This window comes from Pseudomonas saponiphila (assembly GCF_900105185.1).
GTDB lineage: Bacteria > Pseudomonadota > Gammaproteobacteria > Pseudomonadales > Pseudomonadaceae > Aquipseudomonas > Aquipseudomonas saponiphila.
The window spans coordinates 3,489,771-3,512,850 of the sequence record NZ_FNTJ01000001.1; the positions used below are offsets into that span (position 1 = coordinate 3,489,771).

General features: G+C 58.9%; 26 protein-coding genes. 14 read left to right on the forward strand and 12 right to left on the reverse strand.

The features are described from left to right. Nucleotides 1–57: 57 nt before the first annotated feature. A complete protein-coding gene (locus tag BLV47_RS16075; protein ID WP_167365667.1) occupies nucleotides 58–1,461 on the reverse strand; it encodes a dsDNA nuclease domain-containing protein in 1,404 nt (467 codons plus the stop codon). Between the two features lie 639 nt (nucleotides 1,462–2,100). Between BLV47_RS16075 and BLV47_RS16080 the strand changes: the two genes are divergently transcribed. Next, entirely contained in the window at nucleotides 2,101–3,447 is a 1,347-nt protein-coding gene (locus BLV47_RS16080) for a DUF6119 family protein (RefSeq protein ID WP_244168891.1), read from the forward strand. 456 nt (nucleotides 3,448–3,903) lie between these two features. Further along, nucleotides 3,904–4,764: a hypothetical protein gene (locus BLV47_RS35490; RefSeq protein WP_143038278.1), complete on the forward strand. Its 861-nt coding sequence runs from the start codon at nucleotides 3,904–3,906 to the stop codon at nucleotides 4,762–4,764. Between the two features lie 88 nt (nucleotides 4,765–4,852). Here BLV47_RS35490 and BLV47_RS16090 read toward each other — a convergent pair whose 3' ends face one another. After that, on the reverse strand, nucleotides 4,853–5,146 hold the full coding sequence (locus BLV47_RS16090; RefSeq protein ID WP_092315186.1) for a DUF3077 domain-containing protein: 294 nt from the start codon (nucleotides 5,144–5,146) through the stop codon (nucleotides 4,853–4,855). Between the two features lie 289 nt (nucleotides 5,147–5,435). Here BLV47_RS16090 and BLV47_RS16095 point away from each other — a divergent pair, with 289 nt between their 5' ends. Then, a complete protein-coding gene (locus BLV47_RS16095) occupies nucleotides 5,436–6,104 on the forward strand; it encodes a phytanoyl-CoA dioxygenase family protein (protein ID WP_092315188.1) in 669 nt (222 codons plus the stop codon). Between the two features lie 62 nt (nucleotides 6,105–6,166). Here BLV47_RS16095 and BLV47_RS16100 read toward each other — a convergent pair whose 3' ends face one another. The 3 genes from BLV47_RS16100 to BLV47_RS16110 form a co-directional block, all read right to left on the reverse strand. After that, complete coding sequence (locus BLV47_RS16100) at nucleotides 6,167–6,355, reverse strand: DUF6360 family protein (RefSeq protein ID WP_244168892.1); 189 nt, start codon at nucleotides 6,353–6,355, stop codon at nucleotides 6,167–6,169. Between the two features lie 2 nt (nucleotides 6,356–6,357). Continuing rightward, the gene (locus BLV47_RS16105; protein ID WP_072442108.1) at nucleotides 6,358–6,621 is read right to left on the reverse strand and encodes a hypothetical protein; all 264 of its coding nucleotides are present in this window, start codon (nucleotides 6,619–6,621) and stop codon (nucleotides 6,358–6,360) included. 360 nt (nucleotides 6,622–6,981) lie between these two features. Then, nucleotides 6,982–7,896: an SGNH/GDSL hydrolase family protein gene (locus BLV47_RS16110; RefSeq protein ID WP_092315192.1), complete on the reverse strand. Its 915-nt coding sequence runs from the start codon at nucleotides 7,894–7,896 to the stop codon at nucleotides 6,982–6,984. A gap of 380 nt (nucleotides 7,897–8,276) precedes the next feature. Between BLV47_RS16110 and BLV47_RS16115 the strand changes: the two genes are divergently transcribed. After that, nucleotides 8,277–8,705: a hypothetical protein gene (locus BLV47_RS16115; RefSeq protein ID WP_092315194.1), complete on the forward strand. Its 429-nt coding sequence runs from the start codon at nucleotides 8,277–8,279 to the stop codon at nucleotides 8,703–8,705. Nucleotides 8,706–8,837: 132 nt separating this feature from the next. Here BLV47_RS16115 and BLV47_RS16120 read toward each other — a convergent pair whose 3' ends face one another. Together BLV47_RS16120 and BLV47_RS16125 are read right to left on the reverse strand one after the other, a co-directional pair. After that, nucleotides 8,838–9,170, reverse strand: a complete 333-nt coding sequence (locus BLV47_RS16120) for a hypothetical protein (protein WP_208605271.1) — start codon at nucleotides 9,168–9,170, stop codon at nucleotides 8,838–8,840. 45 nt (nucleotides 9,171–9,215) lie between these two features. After that, nucleotides 9,216–10,160, reverse strand: a complete 945-nt coding sequence (locus BLV47_RS16125; protein ID WP_092315198.1) for a helix-turn-helix transcriptional regulator — start codon at nucleotides 10,158–10,160, stop codon at nucleotides 9,216–9,218. A gap of 178 nt (nucleotides 10,161–10,338) precedes the next feature. On the opposite strand from BLV47_RS16125, the gene BLV47_RS16130 reads away from it, so the two are divergent. From BLV47_RS16130 to BLV47_RS16140, 3 genes are all read left to right on the forward strand, one after another. Next, a complete protein-coding gene (locus tag BLV47_RS16130; RefSeq protein WP_092315200.1) occupies nucleotides 10,339–10,767 on the forward strand; it encodes a hypothetical protein in 429 nt (142 codons plus the stop codon). A 99-nt stretch (nucleotides 10,768–10,866) separates the two neighbouring features. After that, nucleotides 10,867–11,487, forward strand: coding sequence for a hypothetical protein (locus tag BLV47_RS16135; protein ID WP_092315202.1), 621 nt, complete (start codon nucleotides 10,867–10,869; stop codon nucleotides 11,485–11,487). Continuing rightward, entirely contained in the window at nucleotides 11,447–12,133 is a 687-nt protein-coding gene (locus tag BLV47_RS16140) for a hypothetical protein (protein WP_092315204.1), read from the forward strand. The genes BLV47_RS16135 and BLV47_RS16140 overlap by 41 nt, the downstream gene beginning before the upstream one ends. Before the next feature lie 61 nt (nucleotides 12,134–12,194). Here BLV47_RS16140 and katG read toward each other — a convergent pair whose 3' ends face one another. The 4 genes from katG to BLV47_RS16160 all read right to left on the reverse strand — a co-directional run bounded on the left by katG (nucleotide 12,195) and on the right by BLV47_RS16160 (nucleotide 16,400). After that, a complete protein-coding gene (katG, locus tag BLV47_RS16145; protein WP_092315206.1) occupies nucleotides 12,195–14,375 on the reverse strand; it encodes a catalase/peroxidase HPI in 2,181 nt (726 codons plus the stop codon). 232 nt (nucleotides 14,376–14,607) lie between these two features. Beyond that, entirely contained in the window at nucleotides 14,608–15,114 is a 507-nt protein-coding gene (locus tag BLV47_RS16150; protein WP_092315208.1) for a GNAT family N-acetyltransferase, read from the reverse strand. A gap of 24 nt (nucleotides 15,115–15,138) precedes the next feature. Further along, nucleotides 15,139–15,717 carry an HD domain-containing protein gene (locus BLV47_RS16155; protein ID WP_092315210.1) on the reverse strand — a complete coding sequence of 193 codons (579 nt, stop codon included), beginning with the start codon at nucleotides 15,715–15,717 and terminating at the stop codon, nucleotides 15,139–15,141. A gap of 125 nt (nucleotides 15,718–15,842) precedes the next feature. After that, a complete protein-coding gene (locus BLV47_RS16160) occupies nucleotides 15,843–16,400 on the reverse strand; it encodes a helix-turn-helix domain-containing protein (protein ID WP_208605272.1) in 558 nt (185 codons plus the stop codon). Between the two features lie 189 nt (nucleotides 16,401–16,589). Between BLV47_RS16160 and BLV47_RS16165 the strand changes: the two genes are divergently transcribed. Beyond that, entirely contained in the window at nucleotides 16,590–16,931 is a 342-nt protein-coding gene (locus BLV47_RS16165) for a low molecular weight protein tyrosine phosphatase family protein (protein WP_092315215.1), read from the forward strand. A 4-nt stretch (nucleotides 16,932–16,935) separates the two neighbouring features. On the opposite strand, the gene BLV47_RS16170 is transcribed toward BLV47_RS16165, so the two are convergent. Next, nucleotides 16,936–18,123, reverse strand: a complete 1,188-nt coding sequence (locus tag BLV47_RS16170) for a PrpF domain-containing protein (protein WP_092315217.1) — start codon at nucleotides 18,121–18,123, stop codon at nucleotides 16,936–16,938. A gap of 230 nt (nucleotides 18,124–18,353) precedes the next feature. On the opposite strand from BLV47_RS16170, the gene BLV47_RS16175 reads away from it, so the two are divergent. The 6 genes from BLV47_RS16175 to BLV47_RS16200 all read left to right on the forward strand — a co-directional run bounded on the left by BLV47_RS16175 (nucleotide 18,354) and on the right by BLV47_RS16200 (nucleotide 22,912). Beyond that, a complete protein-coding gene (locus tag BLV47_RS16175; RefSeq protein WP_092315219.1) occupies nucleotides 18,354–18,983 on the forward strand; it encodes an alpha/beta fold hydrolase in 630 nt (209 codons plus the stop codon). 225 nt (nucleotides 18,984–19,208) lie between these two features. Continuing rightward, on the forward strand, nucleotides 19,209–19,781 hold the full coding sequence (locus BLV47_RS16180; protein WP_092315221.1) for an AidA/PixA family protein: 573 nt from the start codon (nucleotides 19,209–19,211) through the stop codon (nucleotides 19,779–19,781). Between the two features lie 171 nt (nucleotides 19,782–19,952). Next, entirely contained in the window at nucleotides 19,953–20,573 is a 621-nt protein-coding gene (locus BLV47_RS16185) for a LysE family translocator (RefSeq protein WP_092315223.1), read from the forward strand. Nucleotides 20,574–21,150: 577 nt separating this feature from the next. Further along, nucleotides 21,151–21,492: a hypothetical protein gene (locus BLV47_RS16190; RefSeq protein WP_092315225.1), complete on the forward strand. Its 342-nt coding sequence runs from the start codon at nucleotides 21,151–21,153 to the stop codon at nucleotides 21,490–21,492. Between the two features lie 98 nt (nucleotides 21,493–21,590). After that, nucleotides 21,591–22,508, forward strand: coding sequence for a hypothetical protein (locus BLV47_RS16195; RefSeq protein ID WP_092315227.1), 918 nt, complete (start codon nucleotides 21,591–21,593; stop codon nucleotides 22,506–22,508). A 5-nt stretch (nucleotides 22,509–22,513) separates the two neighbouring features. Beyond that, nucleotides 22,514–22,912 carry a hypothetical protein gene (locus BLV47_RS16200; RefSeq protein WP_092315229.1) on the forward strand — a complete coding sequence of 133 codons (399 nt, stop codon included), beginning with the start codon at nucleotides 22,514–22,516 and terminating at the stop codon, nucleotides 22,910–22,912. Nucleotides 22,913–23,080: the final 168 nt, after the last annotated feature.

Here is a 23,080-nt window from a genome sequence, read left to right on the forward strand (position 1 = left end):
TGGGGCTTTGTTTGGCGACAAGAATCATAAGGCTTTCAGCCGTTTTTGTTTATGCGGTCATGAGAAATCCGGGTTAGCATCTTTAAGCTCTGTAAACGTTAGGTCAGCATTTGAAAGGTCAGACTGTGAAAAATCTGATCGTGAGAGGTCTGATCCATTTAGCGTGGTATTCTTAAAGCTTGCCCATCTAACAATTGAGTCAGAGAAATCCGTATAAAGCATATTGGATCGGTCGAATATTGAACTATCGGCTGTAACCCTTGCGTATGAGGATGCATTTAGTTCGCTTTGAGTAAAGTTGGCCATATATAACTGTGACTCAATAAACTTAGCACCCGTACCTCTGATCCACTGCCCATTCATTCGGCTTAGATTCAGCTTTGACAAGTCTTGGCATCGGAGAGCTGCCCCCTCTAAATTCACACTATCGAGAGGCAGCTTCGCCGCCCGTATCGCAGAGATAGACTCGGGAAACGTAGGAGGGAGCGGTGCATTTCTTGCGGAGTGAACTACCCTGACTGACTTTTCCAGCAATGCCTCTGCTTCTGGCTTATAAAAATACAAACCGCTCAGTGCGGTGCATCCTATTATTGTCGCTACAATCCCACCAGATTTAAGACGATATTTTTTTCTGTCCAACCTTAGTTCTGCATCAAGCATTGCTTTAGCAGCTGAAACAGTGACGCATTTATTTTCGATCAGTCGCGAGGGTACGCCGGCTTTCGAGATAATGGATGTAAAAATATCCACCCCAGGCAAATCTAAAGTGCTGGCTTTTTCAACCTTCTGAAAAATCATGCTGCTTAAGTTGTGCAGTTTGGATACCGATAGCTTTTGTAGATCAGGGAGCGAGAAAAAGTCAGTTGCTAACCCTTCTCGAAAATCCTCTAAGCTTCTGCCTTTGATGAACTCCAACTTAAAGATTATGCTAGTTGTGATTTTTGTCGATTGACCTATGGATGCAGATAGCTTGCTCAACTCTTCAAGATATTTAGACTCCAAAGGGACGTGAGCTGAGTTTGTAATTGCTTCTTTCAACGACAACAAGCTAATTTGTTGCCTTGAGCTATTTTTAGTTAACTCAGAAGGGAGGTAGGGCAATGCATTTGAATATATAAAATAATTATCTATTTCGCTTCCCTGGCTATTCTCCAGGCGTCCAAACTTTTTAATAGCCTTGACAATCTCCTTGTCTCTCAACACCCATTTTTTAGTGGACTCCCTAGTTTTTACTTGAAAAACATCAAATCTCCCATTGTACTTTACACCCAGTATGTCGTCATGATATTCAAACCAAAATTCTTTGTAGGTTTTTCTTTTTATTGCCTCACAAATCAGCGTGACTCCGACCGCACTTTGATATGCATAGGCTCTGCGTACTTCGGGTGCGATATCCATCGAAAGCGATGGGTCCAATCCAAGTGCCACAACGCTTTCTTTTAAACTATCCTGTGACTTCAATTCGTGCTCTCCCATAATGATCAAAGTCTGGGGGCACTACGAGCTCATTTCAAGTCGCTTCTGCTGAAAATCGTCAAAAATGGCATAGTTTTGAGCCTCCAAAGGTATTTCTTGAAGGCCGAGATAGTAATAGCAGGCTACCCAAGGAATGAGTCAAAGCGATCCGCAACGACGAGAGCCTCCGTTGAAAAACGCGGTCTGCAAGGGCTCCCAAATCAGTAGTGAATAGGCTCTAATTTCGTAAAAATCTTAGATAACTACTCGTGGCCGTTTGCAGTCCTCCCTCAGAGGCAGCTTTGGGCCTAAAGCATGGTCAGCGTTGCGTTGTCTCAACGCAAACTTCAATTCCCACACGTCCACGAAGCTCCACTTGAAATTTAACTGACCAAGCTACACGCTCAGCTTCACTTTTATTTATACGCAGAGATGTTAGCCAGTTTCATATCCGGCATGTCCGCGCATCGTCTCGCTGGCAGAGTTGCCGCACTAGGTGCACCGACTCGCAGCAGGTGGTGTGCAGAAAACTTATAAGCCGCTGATTTTATTTATGAATATCCTTTCAAAAATTAAGGTATTGCACTCCATGCTGGCAAATGGCAATTTCTCATTCGGATCAGGCCATCACCGAATGGAAACAACATGCCAAACACTTATAATATTTACAAAATTAAACACCACAAGGTAAAAGAACTAAAGGAAAAGCTTAAGTCCGTAGGCTTGGTAGAGCAGAAGACCCTTCCCATCTCGAATTACTCGAAGACTTTTTACTTTTCAGAAAACATTAGAGGAAATGATGTTTGGTGGTGGGAAACATACAGAGAATTCTTTAATGACAATGTAAAAGAACCCAAGAATACTTTTAACTTTGGTGTGTTGCTATGCCAAAGTCTAAAAAACGAAGAGCAAATATATGCGGTGAGCCTGGGGAAGGCTCACTTTTATCTCTCCAAATTTATTTACCTCGATTTCGGGATCGATCTTGCGATACGCGTTGCAGACGAAAACTCAATACTGCTAAAAAAAAGCCGCTACTTCACGGGCACAAAGAGGCAAGACGTGTCCTCCTATCAACACTTCCAGACAGATAGCTATGAAGCAGGTGAATCGGTCGACCACTTAAAGCTCAAGGCCGCTAACAAGGAAATATGGGGTGAGCGCAACATAATTTTTGCCGACTCCATTCAAATGGATATGGACAAACAACCTTTAGAATTGTCCGCAATTTTCCAACAGATTGATGAAAGTTTCCGTGGTGAAAAAATCATCAACTTGCCTAAACTTGAGTCAGTAGGTGCCGAAGCAGCAGGTGAACTTGACAAACTATTGCTCGATCACCTCAAAAATGCAAACGGTCAGGTTTTGATCGAAGAATTTCAGGTACACGGGATAGCCATATGCTTTAGCTTCCATGATTACGATTATGAAATTAAGGCAAAAGTAGACAAGGGCAATCATCGCAAGGCTTTGGGCAATACCATCGACATTCAGTCTATCTCGGACTTCCTGGGCGACCACTCCGACATCACTGACATTAACAACGTTACTGTTCAATTCAAAAGCGAAGATACGGGCCGATTCACACGAACCCTGAAGGAAATTCTTGACTGCCCAATCGAATACGAAGAGCAACAATATTTCCTAAAGAATGGTGAATGGTTTCTCTTTAATCAAACATTCATGAGCTACCTGAAGCGATCACTAGACGGTATTGAAATCAAACTGGAAGAGCCACTGGTTGAATCTGCATTCATTGCTTGGCAAACAGAGAAACGAAAAAATGCTAAACCAAACGACGACAAAATTGATTATCGAGAGGCGTATTTTAGTCAGAAAGTATGTAAAGAACGGGGATACCAGCCTCTAGACCGGGTCCTAACAAATATTAAATCACTCGAACAAAAAAGACGAAGCTATCAAGTAGAAGTTGCCGATATCTATAACGACGGAGAAATCATATCGGTAAAAATATCAAAGAAAAAACCATAACTAATCTACAATATCGAGCAATCCCGAGATGCCATCACACTGATAAAAAACAAGACAATAAAGTTTGATAGCGAACTTCATGGCGCAGCCCTTTGGTTCGTATTTGAAGAGGATGTAGAAAAAATAACTGATGTTAACTCCATTCAATTCCTTCTGGCAGTAGAATCCTGGCACAAGTTAGTTAGAAACTATGGACTCACCCCTAGAATTTATATATCCAAGCACGAAAGAGACATTAAAAAAGAAGGGAAGAAAAAAGCGTAAAACTCAATAATAATTTTAGAAGCCTACTCAATATTTTAAGCGCTACCACGCTCAACGCATTGACTCATCAAGCGACTCAGCTTTTGAAGTTATTAGTAAGTTACGGTTTTGTGCAGGTGATCAGATTCAACAACGGGGCGTAGTGTTTCTTGAAAACATCCAGTAGCAAGTAATTCGTACGGAACAATACAAATGACTGCCGAGCTCACCTATACTGCGACTTGTCGCAACAATCATTTATTTATATTGGACGGTCTAACCGATGGCGAGAGTCAGACGGGGCGTCGGCTGCACGAAGATGTTACTGACTTCGCAAATAGTATCGGTCGACATAACTACTGCACGCGGCATGTAATAAAAAACAGAAACATGCTTGTAGCTGTTTTGAAGGCCATAGAAACCGAGTGCAAAGCAAGTGTATTGTTTCCGGCACTGCACTTTGAGTGTCATGGAGACGGGGAGAAAGGATTATGGCTTGCGGCCAGCAACGAATATATATCGTGGCAAGACTTGGCAATCCTCATTACTCCAGTAAACGCAGCCACACGCAACAATGTCTCCGTGATACTTGCCTCTTGCGAAAGTTTTAAACTATGCGAATCGGTAGATATCAAATCGCCCTGTCCATTCCACTTCATGATTGCTCCAAATCAGAAGATTGAAGCTGGAGCAACACAAGACTCACTTTTGCCATTCTACAAAGAGGTTATTTTAACCGGGGAGTTCAACAAAGCCCTTGCATACTTGGATGCAAAATTTATGTATTTCATCGCTGGCGAGTGGTTTTATACGCGAATAGCTAGCTTCTACAGCAATCATTATAGCGCGAAGGACAAACAAGAAATCATGAAACAGATGATTGATGCTGAAGTCGCGAAGGCAGGCTACTCAAATCGTCAGTTGATAAGATCAATCAGGCCGAAGGTGAAAAAGTTTTTATCCGATCAAAAGGAGTTTTACCAAGCAGTAGAAAGTCAGTTTCTTCATGGGAGCACGAATGTGCCTTATGCCGATCTAAAGAAGTTTATCGATCTTAACAAGTCGTCCAGATAGATTGGCCGCATACCTAAATCGCACAATAGAGACACCGCTTATCTAGTAGCGATAAGCGGTATTTTTATCTACCTCATGCGATGTTGCCCTAACTCAGAGCCCCTCCCTCAACCGCTCTTCCACCCAACCCCAAACAAACATCATCAATAACCGCCTTACCCATCTCCGCCAAGAAGTGCGAAGCCCAAGCATAACGCTCGCCCTGCTCTTCCATAGCGGCATCCAGCGCAAGTTTCTTAGCGTAGTACAGCAGTGTCGAAGCGTGGTCCAACGCCTGCTGCAAAGGCACATCAGCATTGACGCGAAACAACGTTAGTTCAGGATCGGCACATTGGCCAAAGGTGACAAAACCTTGGGTTTTGATTGAGTTTGAATGGCTCATCGTGCACCTCCCACCAGGGTCTGGCAGCAGAGGCTATTGAGCGGAGGAAGGTGAATGGAACAGCAGCAAATTACGGACAGATTACCGGCAGACATGATTGAAACTCCCTGTTCAAAATGTGCCTGCATCTGTTCGGGTTCTCAGGCCCGGTCGCTGATTTTGCAGCGACCGCCGCAGACTAGGCGCTCTGCTCAGGGTCCGGCAACCGCTAAACCGTAGCCGGTTATGTCGCTCGGATTAGCGAGCCGTTATGCTCTCCCCCACCCCGGATAAGGACATCTGCCCCCTCATGATCGACCGCGAACACCTCCAGCAAAACGGTTACCAATTGCTGCGTCAGGCGCTGCCCGCCGACTGGCTGGATGAGCTGCGGGCCGCTTTCGAGGCAGGGGTGATTGGGCCTGAGCAGTGGCCGGTGCCTCGGGGCCACGATTGGCGCCATGCGCTGGTGGATCTGGATGCACGGGTGCAGGCGGTGTGTCGTTTGCCGGCGCTGTTGGCAGGGGTGGGCGAGTTGATTGGGGAAGGCTTTTTTCTGTCACAGGTGGAGGGGCGTGAGCCGTTGGCGGGGGGCGGTTATCAGCGGCTGCATCGGGATTTGTCGGCGCAGCGTCTGGGTGATCGGGTCACGGTGCTGGTCTATCTGGATGACTATGGGCCGCACAACGGCGCGACGCGTCTTGTGCCGGGCAGTCATCGCCCCGGGGAGCAGCTGGCGCCCTTTGATTTCGATGATGAATCCCAGGTGGTGCAGTTGGCCGGCAGCGCCGGGGACATTCTGTTGTTCGATGCCGATCTGGTGCATGGGGCCAGCCTGAACCCCAGCGGTGCGCGCCGTCGCACGTTGCTGATCAGTTATGCGGCCCAGGCGCTGTACGCAGCCGATCTGCAGACGCGCAAGCTGCGCGTGGTGCGCATGGACACCGGCGAGCGCTTCGAGCCTGCTGATTTTGTGTGAGTGGGCTTGGGTACCAAGGCGGTGTCTGCCGATGCCCGGCGCGGCCCTTCCCTGCTTCCCCTTCACTGCGCCAGGCGGCTGGCCAGGTGTTGCAGCGCTTGGGCCAGTTCCAGGGCCTGTTCTGCCGTCAGTTCCACCGGGTCGTTGTGCGGGCTGATGGCCTTGAGATGAATGGCACTGCCCTGCTCTATCCATAGGCGCACGGCGCCTTCGCTGTTCTCGAAATAATCCGTTGTGCGGTCAGCCGACATGCTCATTCACCTTGTGCGTGGGCGCTGGCCAGTTCCAGCAGTCGGGTGAAGTCGGCGATGGCGAAATACAGGTCATCGCGGGTGTCGCCGTCCCAGTCTTCGACGGCTTCCCTGTCTGCCTTGAGTGAGGCGATGCGGGTTTTGATCTCGGCGATTTCCGCCGCGCCGCACTGGGTGGCGATGGCCTCCCAGCGTTCCTGGGGAATGTTTTGCTGGACCGACAGCCCGGCTTGGGCTTGGGCGATCAGTGCGGTGAGTTGGCTCATAGGGGTATTCATCCTGAAAATGCAGCCTTTGAATCGGGGCGCGATCGCGGGCTGGAATGTGCAGAGGCGCAGCGTGTGCGTCAGGCGCTTTGAGGCGGTTCACTGTATCGGGTTCAAGCCCAAACAACGACCTCAAGAGTGGAGCCAAACCCATGTCCGCCATGCCACTGGAGAACTCGTTGTAGGCGTCTCCCCCAGGGTGCTGACAAGGTCACATGTCGCTAAGCGTCCCGTGAGCGCAGCGTGCGGTTCTCAACGACAAGGGCAAGGGCAAGGGCAAGGGTGTCCGGGCAACGGCCATGACATTGCTTGGCGCCCATAGCCGGGCAGTGCTGGCCGGCTATGGGCGGATAGAGAACCTCAACGGCTCGCTTTCAGCGTTTCAAGCATCGCCGCGGCGGCCAGGCTGTGGACTTTGCGGGTCGGGTGCCATTCATCCCAGTAGTAATGGGTATCTGGATCCGCACACACGGGTTTGACGTCCGGGTAGGTGGCTTGGCACGGGGTATCCAGATCCTTCAGGCCCGCCACCTCGGGGGCCGCGCGAAGTGTGTTGCTGAAGGCCAGGTGATCGAAGTAGCCAATGCTCACGTGATGGGCGTTAGCCAGTGCTGTCAGCACGGCGGGCAGTTTTTGTTCGAGTATCTGCTGGTAGTGCGTTGCGTTCTTGACTTGATTGCCCTGCACCACAGCCGGCACATGGCTCAAATCCGTGGTCCCCACCACCATCAGGTGTTTCGCGCCTGCGGCGATCAGCGCCTCGGTGCTCTTCTGTATGTTTGCCACGCTGTTCTGGCCAAGCACGTCGATCGTTTCCGGGTGCGAGAAGTCGGCCCATTCAAAAAAGTCGTTGGCGGAGATGAAAATGAAATAGAGCGCATTGGGATCCGCTTTGTGTGTTTTAGCGGCTTTCAAATGATCGGCGATTTGGCCGAAAACCCCGGTGTCGCGAGAGGGCTGCATCCAGGCGTAGTAGTTGCCGTTGCCGCTTTTGGCGCCGCCAATGGCGTAGTCGGTCAAGGGGATTTTCAAGGCCTGCGCCAAGTGCTCGACCGCGGTGGGACCATTGCTCCAGCGCCCCTGCCAATACAACGAACCGGGTAGCTCCTGTGCCTCTTTGACCTTTTGCGCGGCCATGGTTCGGGTGAAGGTTTCACCCGCGCCATTGTCAGAGTAGCTGTCACCGAACGCATAGAGATGATCGTAGCCCGGGCCGCCAAAGGCGGTTGAGGCGGTCATGGTCAATAGAGCGGCCAAGCAAGCGCGTCGAATCATTGAAAGTCTCCCGGGTGGTGGTCCTAGACTACCGGCGGCGACGTTTTGCCTTGCCACGCTTGCGACCTGCATTTAGCCGAGGGCGCAAAGAGTGTGCTGTTCGCGACAGGTCGCTGGCGGGTTGATCCAGCGTAAGCGCCCAGCCTCCGCTCATGGGGTTTTTCAGCCCTGGGAGGGCTCGAGCTTGACCGGCATCCGGGCCAGTGCCTCGCTCAAGCCCGTGCGCGGCGCCAAGACGGCGGACGGTAAGCCTCTCGCACTTTGCCCGGCCTGGGGTGTGCGCCGGGGGATTTTGACTCCGCGTATTGTTTTGGGTGCTTGGCAGCGCCGCACGGGTCGGTTTCAATGACCGCCCTTTTTCATGTTCAGGAGCTAGAAGGATGCAGCTTTATTACCGCTGGGCGGCCGCATGGGTCATGGCGTGGGTACTGGGAACCGGGCTGGCCCAGGCCGAGGAACGGCCACAGGTGGCGGACAAGGTGCTGGCCTACACCGGGCCGCATGGGGTCAAGGTCTGGACCCTGCGCATCGGTGAGCGCAGCGCCAATCAGGCGCTGGTGCAGGTGGAAGACGCCGACCACGACTGGAACATGCGCATTCAGAAAATGAACGTCGAGCAAACCGATCGCGACACCCGTTACTTCACTCAGGCGGACGGGCAGAAGTTCGTGGCGCTGTTGCTTCAGGAAGGCTATGGCGAGCTGCATCTGCCGGGTGAGGCCAAGCCGCTGAAGGTGGGTTATGACAGCAACCTGTCCAGCTATGGCGATGCCCAGGCGTTTCTCAATGAGTACCTCAAGGCGCAGTAAAGCGTCGGGCGGGCGCGACCGCTCTGCAACAACGCCTCCCTAGGGAGGCGTTGTCGTTTTACCCGGTGTGCATCCCTCTCAACGCAGACCAAACCGGTCCAGGTTCATGACGCTGAGGGCCCGCCCCCTTTCTTATGAACTCTGGATGATCAGGGCCCCGGCCACCAGGTCCTCGTCATCAATGCCTTGCTTCAATAGCAGGTAGCCGGCTCCGCCGACCAAAATGCCCTTGTGCTCTTGAGCGGCCCTGGTCAGCCGGGAGTTGTTGATCTGCAGCACATGGTTCAAGCCTGGGCGTGTCTCTTGCCCCTGAATCCAGGCGGGTATTCCGGCGATCTTGGCCAGGCCGTCTTCGTCGCTGTCCTCGCCGCACTGGGTGGCAATGGCCTCCCAGCGTTCCTGGGGCGTGTTTTGCTGGGCCGAAAGCCCGGCTCGGGCTTGGGCTTGGGCGATCAGCGCTGTCAATTGGCTCAGGGATGTTGCTCCTCAAGAGGCTGGGGCACGCCAGCGCTAGCCTTCCGCGCCGGGCGGGTGGCCAAAGTGGGCCTTGTAGGCGTGGCTGAAATTGGCCGGGTTGGCGTAGCCCAGTCGGTAGGCGATCTGCGCCACGTGCCATTTGCGCTGGCGCAGCAGGGTGCGCGCCAACTCCATGCGCTGGCGACGCACATACTGCAGCATCGACTGGCCGAAGACCTGGGCAAAGGCGCGGCGCAGGGTGGTCTCCCCTACTCCCAGTTGCTGGGCCAGTGCCTGGCTGCCTGGCGGGTCCAGCAGGTGGGCATCGAGCTGGCGGCGGGCTTCGTGGGCCAGGTCCAGTTGCCCGCGCACCGTGGGCGCCGCAGGGCGCTGGCCCTGGAGGTGCACCGCCAGTTCCACCAGCACCGCCAGGCTCAGGCTTTCCTGGTGCAGGCGTTGCAGGGCGCCTTGGTACGGCGACTGGTAGAGCCGCTCCAGCAAGCTGCCCAGCGCCCGGCAGCGCTGAAACTGGCGAAAGCGGATGCCGTCGTCCAGCAGGCCGAGCAAGGGCTGCAGCGTCGTGTCTTCCTCGGCCAGCTCCCGCACATAGCTGCCGGCAATGCGCAGGCCGGCCATGCGGGCGTGGCTGCCGGCGGGCATCTGGTCCAGCGCTTCCATGGTCTCGCTCAGGCCCAGGGCCTGGGGTGCGCCAGGGGTGTAGTGATGGCGCTGGCCGTCGATCCGGTGCTGCCATTGCCCGGCCAGTACCTGGACGATGCACAGGCTGTCGGGCAATACCTTGTGGATGCGCAGCGGCTCGGGAAATTGCAGGTTGCAGTCGAAGTACTGCAAGTGCGGGCGCACGGTGCGCGCGCGGTAGTGGCCGATGGCGCTGCCCATCACCCGCCGGGCACTGGGGTCGAACACCCCGGCGCGGGCCAGGCCGACCGGCCGATCAAAGCAGAATTGTGTATCGAGGTAGGGGTTCCAGCATTCCATCGGCAAAGCGTGTCCATGGGGTCTGTTGCTACGGCGGCCAATGGTAACTCACTCACACTTTGCGCAGCGGCGCTTGTGAGCAGCGGAATCTTTCTTGTGAATGGCGGCCAAAGCGCTTGGCAGGGCAGCAGGTGCCGACTTCAATGAGCGGCTTTTTCAGATGTCAGGAGTTTGAACCATGCAGTTTTATTGCAAATGGACGGCCGTGTGGGCCATGGCGCTGGCCCTGGGAAGCGGCCTGGTCCAGGCCGATGAGCGGCCCCAGGTGGCGGATAAACTGGCGGCCTATGTCGGCCAGCAGGGGGTGAAGGTCTGGACCTTGCGCATCGGTGAGCGCAGTGAGCACCAGGCGCTGGTGCAGGTGGCGGACGTGGATCACGACTGGAACCTGCGCATCCAGAAAATGGCCATGGAAAAGAGCGCCAGGGACACCCGCTACGCCACCACCGTCGATGGGCAGAAATTCGTCGTGCTGGTGCTCCAGGAAGGCTGGGGCGAGCTGTACCTGCCGGGTGAGGCCGCGCCGGTGCGGGTGCGCTATGACGAGAACCTGTCGAGCCAGGGCGACGCCCAGGCGTTCCTTACCGACTACCTCAAGGCCCGGTAAGCCCCGGGGTCAGAGCCGGCGCAGCGGCTGACGTTGGTGCCGGCTGGCCAGCGCCTGGGCGCTCGGCCTCTTTGTTTTCTGTCATTCAAGGACTTGTTTATGACTTCAACGCTGCAACCCGATGCGTCCCGCGCCGCTCAGCGCGAACAGGTGATCGCCCAGCTCCAGCAGGTGATCCAGCGTGTACCCGAGCAGAGCGAATTCACCAACACGCGCCGTTATCAGGTGCTGGGGCCGCTGTTCACCCTGATTTCCCTGGCCATGCTGGCCTGGGGTATCCACCAGGGCAAGACCGGCATGCTGCTGTGCGGGCTGTTTCTGACCGCCTTGTTCGCCCTGGTTACCTGGCAGCATCGCCACGACGGCCAGCATGCCTTCATGCGCTTGACCCGGCGCCAGCTGTTCGTGGATTCCCTGAGTGCACCGGTCAACCTGACGGACGTGGTGGATATCCACGTCAAGGACGAGGGTCTGGTAACCCTGCAGCAGTTGACCCTGCGCCCGGGCAGCTCGCTGCCGACCCACAGGCCCGTGCGCCAGTTGTTCGGCAACCAGGCCATGGCGCTCAAGAGCCCCGAACCTCACATTCGCATTCATTCCGCCGGGTTGATGAGCGGGGGGCGCAAACTGGCCATCGATGACATCGCCGCGCTGCTGGATGCCTACTGCCAGGCGGCCAATGCACAACAGCAGCTGGATGAGTTGCAAGGCCGTGGATAACGCCGAAAAAGAAGCCTTGCTGCTGCAACTGCAGGCCGATGCCGACGGCCCCCAGCGCTGTTGCGAGATTCGCGAACGCTCCCTTGGGCAAGCAGTCATGCTGGCCCTGCTCTCCCTGCTGCTGGTGCTGGTGGGCGGCTGGCTGGCCAGCTTGCCTGCGGCCTGGCAGTTGCGCACGGCCCAGCTGTGGTTCTGGCTGCCCGGGGCGCTGCTGCTGGGCGCCGGGCTTATGGGCCTGGCGGCGGCCGAGGCCCTGCGCCGGCGGCATGGCCAGCGGGTGCTGGCGCTGACCGCCGACACCCTGCAGTTCGCCAATGCGCCCGAACCCGCGCCCTGGGTGTGCTTCGATGGTTTCGAACTGGAGCAGCGCCACCTGAGCCTGGGGCTGGTGTTCTCGGTGATGGCCGGCAGCCGTGCGCCGACCCTGACGCCGGCGTGCTTCAAATCCCTAGCCGCGCCCCACGCCTGGCCGGTGGCGGCAGGCATGCGCGTGCGGTTGTGGCTGTTCAACCCGATGCTCGATGGCCAGCGCCTGGATTTTCAGGCCCTGACCGACCTGCTCTACGCCTACCTGAATGCGGCCCAGGCCCGCAGCACCCTGGGCCAGCTGTTCCCGGAGGTGCAACGGGTGGGTGCCGGGCAGTAGCCGGGCCATGAAAAACGCCTCCCTAGGGAGGCGTTGTGGTTTTACCCGCTTGGCAACCCTCTCAACGCAAATCGAACCGGTCCAGGTTCATGACTTTGTCCCAGGCGGCGACAAAGTCCTTCACGAACTTCTCCCCCGCATCCGCCGCCGCATACACCTCGGCCAGGGCCCGCAGTTGCGAGTTTGAGCCCAGCAGCAGGTCCACCCGGGTACCGCTCCATTGGTATTGCCCCGTGGCGCGGTCGCTGCCCTCATACAGGTCGCGGGCCTCGGACTGGGGTTTCCATTGGGTGCCCATGTCCAGCAGGTTGACGAAGAAGTCGTTGCTCAGGGTGCCCGGGCGTGCGGTGAACACGCCGTGGGGCGATTGCCCGACATTGGCCCCCAGCACCCGCAGGCCGCCCAGCAGCACGGTCAGTTGCGGGGCGGTCAGGGTCAGCAGTTGCGCCTTGTCGATCAGCAGGGCTTCGGCAGTCACGCCGCTGACCGGTTTGAGGTAGTTACGGAAGCCGTCGGCCACCGGTTCGAGCACGGCGAAGGATTCGACGTCGGTCTGTTCCTGGCTGGCGTCCATGCGTCCCGGGGCGAAGGGCACGCTGATGCTGTAGCCGGCATTTTTCGCCGCCAGCTCCACCGCCGCGCAGCCGCCGAGGACGATCAGGTCGGCCAGGGACACGCGTTTGCCACCCGTCTGCGCGCTGTTGAAGGCGCTCTGGATGGCTTCCAGGCCCTGCAGCACCTGGGCCAGTTGCTGCGGCTGGTTGACCTCCCAGTCTTTTTGCGGGGCCAGGCGAATCCGTGCGCCGTTGGCGCCGCCGCGCTTGTCCGAGCCACGGAAGGTCGAGGCCGAGGCCCAGGCGGTGGACACCAGTTGCGCCACGGACAGGCCCGAGTCGAGGATCTGTGCCTTGAGCTGCTGGATGTCCTGGGCGTCGATCAGTGGGTGGTTCACGGCGGGAATCGGGTCTTGCCAGATCAGCTCCTCGGCCGGCACTTCCGGGCCCAGGTAACGGGCGCGTGGCCCCATGTCGCGGTGGGTGAGCTTGAACCAGGCGCGGGAGAAGGCTTCGGCCAGTTGCTCGGGGTGCTGGTGGAAACGCCGGGAAATCGCCTCGTAGGCCGGGTCGAAGCGCAGCGACAGGTCGGTGGTAAGCATCGACGGGGCGCGGCGTTTATTCGGGTCGTGGGCGTCCGGCACACTGTCGGCCCCCGCGCCGCCCTTGGGTCGCCATTGGTGGGCACCGGCGGGGCTGGTGGTCAGTTCCCATTCATAACCGAACAGGTGGTCGAAGAAGTCGTTGCTCCAGCGGGTCGGGGTGGTGGTCCAGGTCACTTCCAGGCCGCTGGTGATGGCGTCGCCGCCGACACCGGTGCCGAAGCTGCTGCGCCAGCCCAGGCCCTGCTCTTCCAGGCCGGCGGCTTCCGGTTCCGCGCCGACGTGGCTGGCCGGGCCGGCGCCGTGGGTCTTGCCGAAGGTGTGGCCACCGGCGATCAGGGCCACGGTTTCTTCATCGTCCATGGCCATGCGGGCGAAGGTTTCGCGGATGTCGCGGGCCGCGGCCAGGGGGTCGGGGTTGCCGTTGGGGCCTTCCGGGTTGACGTAGATCAGGCCCATCTGCACCGCGCCCAGGGGGTTTTCCAGCTCGCGGTCGCCGCTGTATCGGTTGTCGCCGAGCCAGGTGGTTTCACTGCCCCAGTAGACGTTGTCTTCCGGCTCCCAGACGTCCTGGCGGCCACCGCCGAAGCCGAAGGTTTTAAACCCCATGGACTCCAGGGCGACGTTGCCGGTGAGGATGATCAGGTCGGCCCAGGAGATCTTGCGCCCGTACTTCTGCTTGATCGGCCAGATCAGCCGCCGCGCCTTGTCCAGGCTGACGTTGTCCGGCCAGCTGTTGAGCGGGGCGAAGCGCTGCTGCCCGCCCCCGGCGCCACCGCGGCCGTCGGCGATGCGGTAGGTGCCGGCGCTGTGCCAGGCCATGCGGATGAACAGCGGCCCGTAGTGGCCAAAATCCGCCGGCCACCAGGGTTGGGAATCGGTCATCAAGGCCAGCAGGTCGCGCTTCACTGCGGCCAGATCGAGGCTGTTGAATTCAGCGGCGTAGTCAAAGTCCTGAGGCATCGGGTCGGACAGCTGCGAGTGCTGGTGGAGGATCTTCAGGTTCAGTTGGCCGGGCCACCAGTCACGGTTGCTGGTGCCTTCGCCGGCGGTGTGCTTGAACGGACACTTGGATTCATTGGACATGGGTCACTCCTTCGGCCGCCCCCGCCCGACCGCTCGATAGCGGCCCAAGGCTGGGCGTGCGTGTGAAAAGCGTAGTGAAGGGCAAGCGAAGGTAAAAATAGCTTCGCTGCATGACCTCGCCATAAAAAATACATGACCGTTGCCGGACGCTGGCTCAGGGCGCCCGTGTCGCGCCCGGCCAATTGGCACTGCTGCTTTGGCACAGCCCCAGTCTATTCCTCAGGCCTGTTCCTCAGCCCTGGGCGTCGAAGGCCGGGTGAAAGCTGACTTCGCCGCAGGGGTACGAGCCCTGGAAAGCCTGGGCCTGGAAATACTCGGGCGGCACGCCTGCCAGCAGCGGCCCCTGCCCGGCCTTGAAGCCAAAGCGCGAGTAGTAGCCGGGGTCGCCAAGCACCACGCAGCCCGCCGCGCCCTGCTCCCGCAGTTGCTGGAGCAGTTGGCGGATCAACTGGCTGCCAATGCCCCGGCCCTGGTGCGCCGGCAGCACCGACACCGGCGCCAGCCCATACCAGCCGGGCTCGCCGCTGCTCAGGGTCACCGGCGAGATCGAGGCATGGCCCAGCAGCAGCCCATCGTCCTCGGCCACCAGGGACAGGGTCAGGGCGCCGGCTTTGCGCAAGGCGGCAACGATGTACTGCTCGGTATGGCTGGTGTGCTCGGCGTCGAGAAAGGCCTCGCGGGTCAGTTGCTCGATGGCCGGGATGTCGCTGGGGCGTTCACTTCTGAAAATCAGGCTCATGGGGCTCCGGGTATGGGTGCAGGTTCAGGGGCGCCTGGCGGCATCGAGACGACGCTGGGTGTCGGCATCGATCTGCGCACGCAGGGCCTGGAACAAAGGGCTGGCATCGGTGTAGCGACGACCGTAGCCGAGGTTGAAACCGTAGTCGAAATCCGCCGGGTTCTGGCCCTGGTTGTGTTGCAACAGGGTTTCCAGCTTGTCCAGTGCCTTGACCGTCTGCGCCTCGGCGCTGGCGGCACCCTCGTATTCGTCCCACAGCTCCAGCAGGCGCTGGCGGGCCGGGGCGTCCAGGGCTCGGGCGAGGTGTTGCAGGTCGTCGCGTTCCTGCTGGCTCTTGTCCGGGTGGGCGGCCTGGGCCACCGCCGGAATGTCGCCATGAATGGCTTCCCCCAGGTCGTGGACAATACACAACTTCAGCACCCGCAGCAGGTCCAGCTCGCCCAGTTGGTCCTCGAACAGCAGCGCCATCAGGCACAGGCGCCAGCTGTGTTCGGCGGTGCTTTCCTGGCGGCCGCTGGAGGTGTGGGCGCTGCGCAGCACGTCCTTGAGTTTTTCCGCTTCACGGAGAAAGTCGAGACGGCCGCTGAGGAGTTCGGGAGTCATGGGTCTGCCTGCTGAAAATGGCGCAAGCCCGCCTCGGCGGCGAGCGAACAAGGGCTTGCAAGGCTAGTCGGCGGCCGGCGCCCGGTCCACGGATAAAATATCCGTGGCCGGGCCTTGCCACCGTTTCAGAGGGTTTCCACCAGCCGCACGGCATTGCCGTCGGAGAGGTTGAGGCGGGTCCAGCGGCATTGGCTGGGGGCGATGGGCACGATGGCCGAATCGTTGTGGCCGCTGAAGAACTCCAGGGACGGCGGCGCCAGCACTTCGCGCCAGCCGAGGTCATCCAGGGCGGCTTCCTTGCGCATAATTTCCTCGGTGCAAAAACCCCACAGCGACTGGCCCAGCAGCGCGCTCAGGGGCACGCCGAACTGCCCGGCGCGGGTTGGCGAACAGGCCAGCAGGCGGTGGGTCAGGTCGCACACCAGGTGCACGGCGCGCGGGCTGTCGTTCACCAACCGCGCCAGGGCCTGGTCGGCGGCGGCGCTGAGGTTGGCCGCCAGCAATTGCTCCAGGCGCGCCCGCTCCGCCGGCTCCATGGCCTGCCGGCCGTTCTCCCAACGGGAGATGCTCGACTGCGCCACGCCGAACAGCTCGGCGGCGTGCTGCTGCTTGACCCGGTGCAACAGGCGCCAGCGCCTGAGGGCCAGGCCCAGATGGGGTGAAGTGAAGGGGGCTGCGGACATGGCATGGGCGATGCGAGTAAAGGGGCCAGCAGTTTCGCAGTCTCGGCCTTTGCCGGGCAACCTGCGCTGACCAACGCCATTCGCCCGACCCGTCACAAGTGGCTGGACAGCGCAGCAAAAGCCCCTAAAAATCAGCGCCTTTGCCCTGCCCTTTACGAGCCGGGTGTCAGTGCCAAGGAGATCGGCGCCATGCTCAATGTCTTGTTTGTCTGCAGCCAGAACAAGCTACGCAGCCCCACCGCCGAGCAGGTGTTTGCCGACTGGCCGGGAATCCAGACCGCCTCCGCCGGGCTCAACCACGACGCCGAGGTGCCCCTGGGTCCGGAGCTGGTGCAGTGGGCCGGGCTGATTGTGGTGATGGAAACCCGGCACCGGGAAAAACTGCGCAAGCGCTTCAAGGCGCAGTTGAACAACCAGCAGATCGTCTGCCTGAACATCCCCGATGATTACGACTTCATGGACCCGGAGCTGATCCGGTTGCTGCGCCAGAAGGTGCCGCCGTTTCTTCCCGATGGCGGCGAGGGTCGCTGAGGCGTCATTGCCCCTGGGGCAAGGCGGCGATCAAGGCCGCCGAGGCGTTGTACAACGGCGTATGCCCCTGCAACAGGATCTGCGCGCTGCGCCGGTAGGCGGCGCCGTCGATCAGCAGCTCCCCGGCCACTTGCCGGGCATTGATCAGGGTCTCCAGCACCCCGGCGGGGTTTTCAATCGCCAGGGGGTATTCGCCCTTCTCTTCACCCAGCACCGGCGCCCGCGCCAGCATGGCATGGGCCACGGTGCCTTCGGCCAGGCAGGCCGCCGCCAGGCAGCAACCACCGGACACCGCCAGGGACGGGTGGGCGTTCTGCGGGGTGAAGTAGCGGGTGGCAATATCCCCGCCGTGGCGCGCCGGGCTGACGATGCAGACCTTCGGGATGGTTTCGCTGCGCCGCAGCTCATCAGCGCTCAGCAAGCGGCCTTCGCGATCGCGCAGGCCCATGAGCAGGCCGCCTTGCACCATCAGCTCCAGCAAGCGGCTCTTGAAAGGCCGGTCGGCGTCCAGCTCGGCGGGGGGTTCCTCGCCGGTCTTGCCCAGGTCCGCCGCGCGCAGAATGATCATCGGCACCGCCACGTCGATGCAGGTGGCGGCCACGCCATCCAGCAGGTCGATCCGTTGCCAGGTGGGGAACAGCGCGCCGGTCTTGGCCCCCACCGGCTTGTCGAGAAACAGGTCGACCCCGGGATACAGGCCATTGACCCCGGGAATCCGCGTGTCGCTCAGCAAGCGGCCATCGCCGAAGCCCAGGCGCGCGTACATCGTGGTCTGGGTGTTGCTGTTGAAGATCTCGATCTGCCCGCCGTCCTCGGGCCGCAGCCAGCCGCGTTGCAGGGCGTACAACGGCAACGCCGCGGACAGGTTGCCGCAGTTGACGCTCCAGTCGATGGCACTCTTGCCCGCCGCCAGTTGCGCCAGGGTGCTGATCATCCGCGTCTCGCCGGGGCGGCGCTCGACGATGAACACCTTGTTGCTGGTGGGCCCGCCGCGCCCCAGGCCGGTGATCTGGGTGTTGCCCGGCCACTCGCCCTGCAACGGCACGCCCATCAGGTGGCGCAGCAGTTCTTCCACCAGGGCTTCATCCGCGGGCAGTGCTTCGCGGGCCAGAATCAGCCCGGTGGAGGTGCCACCACGGACGTGACACACGGGAAACTCAGGGATGGCAGCAGGCTTTTGCAGATCGGGCATGGCGGGCGCCTCCACGGTGGGCGAAAGGAGCAGCCCCTTGTCGGCCGGGCAACGGGCAGCAGCGCAGCATGATAAACCCTAGCGACAGGTCCCGGGGCAGTGGCCGGCTGCCCCGCTGTCGCCTGCCGCCCCCTTGTTTGCAAGAGCCCGGCACCGTACTTTCTAGCACCGCCGCGTGGCCCCTGCCCGCAGGTGGTGCATTCCACCGCCCATGGACCCGGAGCGTCGCCATGCCCCAAGCCCCCCACCAACTGCTGTTCCTGCCCGGCGCCTCGGGCAATCGTCAATTCTGGCAACCCCTGGGCGCGCAGCTGCGCCATCCGGCGCGCCAGGTGCACCTGGGCTGGCCGGGCTTCGGCGACACCCCGGCCCGAGACGACGTGCAGGGCATGAACGACCTGCTGGACCTGGTGCTGCAGCGCATCGACCAGCCCACGGCGCTGGTGGCCCAGTCCATGGGCGGCATCATCGCGGTGCAGGCTGCCCTGGCGCGGCCGGAGCTGATCACCCATCTGGTGTTGAGCGTCACCTCCGGTGGCGTCGACATGGGCGAGTTGGGCGCCAGCGACTGGCGCAACGACTACACCGCCGCCTACCCGCAACTGCCCCGCTGGTTCGTCGATGACCACAGCGACCTCGGCCCGCGCCTGGGGGAACTGGGCATGCCGGTCTTGCTCCTGTGGGGCGACTGCGACCCCATCAGCCCGGTGGCGGTGGGCCAGCGTCTGGCCGCCCTGCTGCCCAACGCCTGCCTGCGCATCGTGCCAGGGGCCGAACATGACCTGGGCCTGAGCCACGCGACCGAGGTCGCGCCGTGGCTCGATCAGCACCTGAACGGCGAGTCGATCGGCGACGCCTAGCCACAGCCGGCACCACTCGTCTTGCGCCGCTGTTTTTTTGCCAGGGGCCATTTGACTAACGGTATCGAGGATCTAGATTCCACTCGCGACTGCATGCCAATGCACCGCGCTCGATGCCCGTTGGTCCAGGCCCCGGGCGTCGCTGCTCGGCAGCCGCGCCATGGAAAACCGATGCAGGCCTGCCTGGGCATTCCAGGCGTCTAACGCGACAGCAGGGAGCTGGACATGAACGACAACATAGTCGACATCCTCATCACCATCGATGTGGACACCATCCTCGAAAGTGCCGAAAAGGGACTCTTCAGGCTCAGCCAGAACGCTTCCACCCCTTCCCAGCTTTACAACATCTACGACGGCGACGACCGACTCTCGGACCAGGTGATCTACATGGTGGTGCGGCGCAGCAACGCCGATGGCGCCGATGGCGGATCCGAGCTGGCGGTCAACCTGCGTCAGGGCGATCAGTTGCGCTGGCGCGCCACCAGCCTGTCCAAGGGCCTGTACTACTCGGTGATCCTGTACCAGTACACCCAGACCCACCCGCCGCTGAGCGAGGACCCCAACCCCTACCTGACCAACGTGGTGCCGACGGTGCTGCCGAGCACGCCGCTGCCGATCATCAACCCGGACAACCCCGCCGGTCAGCCGACCGCGCAGAGCGTCAGGACCTTCTACTGGCAGGCCGACGCCACCCGCGTCTGCACCCGGGTCACCTACACCTGGTCCTTCATGATTGTCGACCGTGACAACAAGGTGCTGGGCTACTGCTCCTGGGACCCGTACTTCTCGATCCGCTAAATCCGCTGCGAGGCGCCCTCTCCCTGCCCGGCCAGGGAGAGGATGCGCGCGCCCTCTTGCCTTGCCCCCGGCGCTGCCACTATTTTTGTCGATCCCGCCCCAGCAGCGCTTCGGTCGATCCCGCGACAGCCGATGCAGTGGGCCCCACCCCCATGCCCTGTCGGAGAGTTTATGGACCTCGCCACCCTGAGCCTGTTCATCCCCGCCTGCTTTGCCCTGAACATGGCCCCTGGCCCGAACAACCTGCTGTCGGTGAGCAACGCCACCCGCTACGGCTATCGCCACTCCTGCCTGGCGGGGGCCGGCCGGCTGCTGGCGTTCGCCGCCATGATCGCCCTGGCCGCCGCCGGTTTGGCGGTGGTGCTGCAGACTTCGGAACTGTTGTTCCATGCCATCAAGATCCTCGGCGCGGGCTATCTGCTGTACCTGGCCTGGCAACTGTGGCGGGCCGCCCCTGGCACTGAAGCGAGCGAGGACAGGGCCCGTGCCGGCCTGTGGGCCCTGGCGCGCCAGGAGTTCCTGGTGGCGGCGGGCAACCCCAAGGCGATCCTGATCTTCACCGCCTTCCTGCCGCAGTTCGTCGATCCGGCGCAGCCCATGGGCCCGCAGTTCCTGGTCTTGGGCGCGCTGTTCCTGGGGCTGGAGTGGATCGCCATCTGCGCCTACGCCTACATGGGCCTGCACATGCGCCGCTGGCTCGCCGAACCGCGCGGCAAGCGCCTGTTCAATCGCGGCTGCGCACTGCTGTTGTCGGGGGCGGCGTCGGTGCTGCTGATGGCGCGGCGGGGCTAGGCCTTGCAGCCTAGCCAAGCACCTCCAGCTTCTATCCGGCCATCTGATGCCGCAGGTAATGCTATTTCCCTGCGGACCTTGCTGTAGGCAGCGACAAACTTCGAACAGAATCCAGCACCAGATAGAACCAACTCTCTTATATGAAGTTTTGCGATAACTTAAAGAGTCACCACAACTAACAAAAACCAAAAAGAAAAATCATTAACGCACACACCGCCCGCACAATAAAAAAACCTCAAATAATTAAAATAGCAAGCTAACAATCATTCAAGCCCACGCCTTTTAACCAAGTGCATTCCGCAGACACATCAACAACTTACACTCCAAAAAAACCTCAATATTCCTCAGCTCTAAATCACCCCTCTTTCATTTGACAAACACCACCCCAGCGCTAGTCTAAAACTCTATAAAACGCTTCAACCAAGCCCATGAATACATACGCCTAACCAAAACCTGTTAATACTTTTCAACTATCAAAAAAAATATAGACACAAAAACCAGGCACCCACCAACAAGCCCAAACACTACACAGCAACACGCCAAACAATAGAAGCCTGTCGCAAAGGAGATTCATATCATGAACGATGAGACCATTCGCTCAGCAATCGCCCTCGCCAACAAAATCATCAGCAACCCGACCTTGATAGAGCGAGTCAAAGAAAATCCTCAGACCGAATTACCAAAACTGGCCCAAGAAGTCGTTACGGAGATGTCTTCCCCACTCAAAACCGATCGCTGGATTTATCGCATTGTCGTCTTGTCGCTGGGCTGCACCGTGCTGATCGTAGTTGCCGGCGCTGTTCTCCTTTCCATCATCCATGGAACACAAATAAGTCCACCAGAAATAATGACCGCCCTTGGCTCTGCAGCTGTCGGGGCACTGGCGGGCCTGCTTGCTCCCAGCCCGACGTCACGCTGAGCTTCAACCTCTTCCGAGTTGAAACCCTTACAGCACTTTGGAATCAAGCCCTCCACAGGTCACGCAGGATAGCTCATCACTATGAGCAAGGAGCCACTATGAAACCTCGCCCGCTAGTCTGGATTCTTTTTGTATGGTTTTTCCAACTCGGCGGATGCGCCTATCACTCACAGGCCATCACTGACTTTTCTACTGCAACGCTGTCCTACAGCGACACCGCAAAAAAGCTTGTTACAGATGCTTCGAACCAGTGTAGAACCTCTCACACTTTGGAATACCTAGGGCAACTTGACCCCAAAAACGCTCCCGGCTACAGCCCCGGCAGCTTGAACTCCGAAGTCGAAAGTATTTGCCAAGGAACAGATATAAGGGACTCAACGCTCAACGCGCTTGCCGACACTCTCACTGGCTATGCAGCGGCCTTGGGTAAGATGTCGAAGTTGCAGTCAGGCACCTTTGATGGCTCCCTGGTCAAACTGACAGATGCTGCAGCAAAGCTTAATGAAAACAAACCAAGCGCTGAGGTCAAAGCCGGAGCACTGCTGGCGGAGTCATCAATAGCATTCATATTGCAGGCAAAGACCAAGCAGCAACTCAAAAACATGTTGTATGAGAATCATGCACGAATCAGCCTTATCAGCAGCCGTTTGGAACAGTATGCAAATTATGTTTACTCCACGGACATGTACGCCGCCCACGGAATATACACAAGCCTCAGCCAGTCATTAAAAGTGGCGTCGCAGGCTCATAGTTCCTCAGAAGCGGCAGCCAGAATGCCGGTTCGCAAACTGTATGCCGAAGTCTATGCGCTAAACGAAGCCAGCAGCCCGACTGCCACCTCTGAACGAGTAAAAGAATTCCAGCAAGCTACTGCGGCATTCATCAAGGCGCATAGGGAACTCATGGTCAACATTGATCACCTGGACACACAGGAAGTCTTGGCCGAGATAAAGAACTTCTCTGACCGCGCCTCTTCGCTTCGCGAAGCATTTAATGCAACAAAAGACGGAGAGTAATAATCATGCCCAAAGTTAACGAAGATTTCCTTGCAGAAAAAGCAAATTATGCCTCGAAGTTGATTGATACCAGAAACAAGATCAACGAACTGCTGAACAGCGATCCGCCTCCGGAGAACGCCGACGAACTCATCCACCAGCGAAAAGGGCTGGCCCGGGAGGCCCAGCGCATCACCAATACCGTGGGAATTCTCATCGGTCAGAGCGCAGATGAAGCGGTCGAGGGAATACAGGCCAGTATTAAGCAAGTCGATGACTTCATCAGCCGTGTACAAACAGCTGCTCAGCTACTTAAGGGCGCTACCGCAATACTTGGCTTGGCCAGTGCCATAGCGATAGGCAGTGCAGCCGGTATCGTCACTGCTGCCGTCGGCTGTGTCACGGTACTCAAGGAAATGGACTGAAAGCTGATGGTGCGGCGTGGCTGGAGGAGTGCAACCTCCAGCCGGACGGGTACAGCTCATGCCTAAGGGGTTCTGTGCATTTTGCTCGGCACGGGGCCCCAACCACGACCATCCCGCCCCCGGTGACTCAACCCCGGCCACGGTGGCCTGACTCACGGGGTGCTCATC

Bases quoted from the DNA above. Each gene is read 5' to 3' on its own strand.
- BLV47_RS16150 (WP_092315208.1), bottom strand. From the start codon at position 15,114: ATGAGCCTGATTTTCAGAAGTGAACGCCCCAGCGACATCCCGGCCATC.
- BLV47_RS16170 (WP_092315217.1), bottom strand. From the start codon at position 18,123: ATGCCCGATCTGCAAAAGCCTGCTGCCATCCCTGAGTTTCCCGTGTGT.
- BLV47_RS16190 (WP_092315225.1), top strand. From the start codon at position 21,151: ATGAACGATGAGACCATTCGCTCAGCAATCGCCCTCGCCAACAAAATC.
- BLV47_RS16115 (WP_092315194.1), top strand. From the start codon at position 8,277: ATGCAGCTTTATTACCGCTGGGCGGCCGCATGGGTCATGGCGTGGGTA.
- BLV47_RS16185 (WP_092315223.1), top strand. From the start codon at position 19,953: ATGGACCTCGCCACCCTGAGCCTGTTCATCCCCGCCTGCTTTGCCCTG.
- BLV47_RS16105 (WP_072442108.1), bottom strand. From the start codon at position 6,621: ATGAGCCAACTCACCGCACTGATCGCCCAAGCCCAAGCCGGGCTGTCG.
- BLV47_RS16095 (WP_092315188.1), top strand. From the start codon at position 5,436: ATGATCGACCGCGAACACCTCCAGCAAAACGGTTACCAATTGCTGCGT.
- katG (WP_092315206.1), bottom strand. From the start codon at position 14,375: ATGTCCAATGAATCCAAGTGTCCGTTCAAGCACACCGCCGGCGAAGGC.
- BLV47_RS16100 (WP_244168892.1), bottom strand. From the start codon at position 6,355: ATGTCGGCTGACCGCACAACGGATTATTTCGAGAACAGCGAAGGCGCC.
- BLV47_RS16135 (WP_092315202.1), top strand. From the start codon at position 10,867: ATGACTTCAACGCTGCAACCCGATGCGTCCCGCGCCGCTCAGCGCGAA.
- BLV47_RS16155 (WP_092315210.1), bottom strand. From the start codon at position 15,717: ATGACTCCCGAACTCCTCAGCGGCCGTCTCGACTTTCTCCGTGAAGCG.
- BLV47_RS16195 (WP_092315227.1), top strand. From the start codon at position 21,591: ATGAAACCTCGCCCGCTAGTCTGGATTCTTTTTGTATGGTTTTTCCAA.
- BLV47_RS16110 (WP_092315192.1), bottom strand. From the start codon at position 7,896: ATGATTCGACGCGCTTGCTTGGCCGCTCTATTGACCATGACCGCCTCA.
- BLV47_RS16200 (WP_092315229.1), top strand. From the start codon at position 22,514: ATGCCCAAAGTTAACGAAGATTTCCTTGCAGAAAAAGCAAATTATGCC.
- BLV47_RS16175 (WP_092315219.1), top strand. From the start codon at position 18,354: ATGCCCCAAGCCCCCCACCAACTGCTGTTCCTGCCCGGCGCCTCGGGC.
- BLV47_RS16180 (WP_092315221.1), top strand. From the start codon at position 19,209: ATGAACGACAACATAGTCGACATCCTCATCACCATCGATGTGGACACC.
- BLV47_RS16165 (WP_092315215.1), top strand. From the start codon at position 16,590: ATGCTCAATGTCTTGTTTGTCTGCAGCCAGAACAAGCTACGCAGCCCC.
- BLV47_RS16080 (WP_244168891.1), top strand. From the start codon at position 2,101: ATGCCAAACACTTATAATATTTACAAAATTAAACACCACAAGGTAAAA.
- BLV47_RS16125 (WP_092315198.1), bottom strand. From the start codon at position 10,160: ATGGAATGCTGGAACCCCTACCTCGATACACAATTCTGCTTTGATCGG.
- BLV47_RS16140 (WP_092315204.1), top strand. From the start codon at position 11,447: ATGCACAACAGCAGCTGGATGAGTTGCAAGGCCGTGGATAACGCCGAA.
- BLV47_RS16130 (WP_092315200.1), top strand. From the start codon at position 10,339: ATGCAGTTTTATTGCAAATGGACGGCCGTGTGGGCCATGGCGCTGGCC.
- BLV47_RS35490 (WP_143038278.1), top strand. From the start codon at position 3,904: ATGACTGCCGAGCTCACCTATACTGCGACTTGTCGCAACAATCATTTA.
- BLV47_RS16090 (WP_092315186.1), bottom strand. From the start codon at position 5,146: ATGAGCCATTCAAACTCAATCAAAACCCAAGGTTTTGTCACCTTTGGC.
- BLV47_RS16160 (WP_208605272.1), bottom strand. From the start codon at position 16,400: ATGTCCGCAGCCCCCTTCACTTCACCCCATCTGGGCCTGGCCCTCAGG.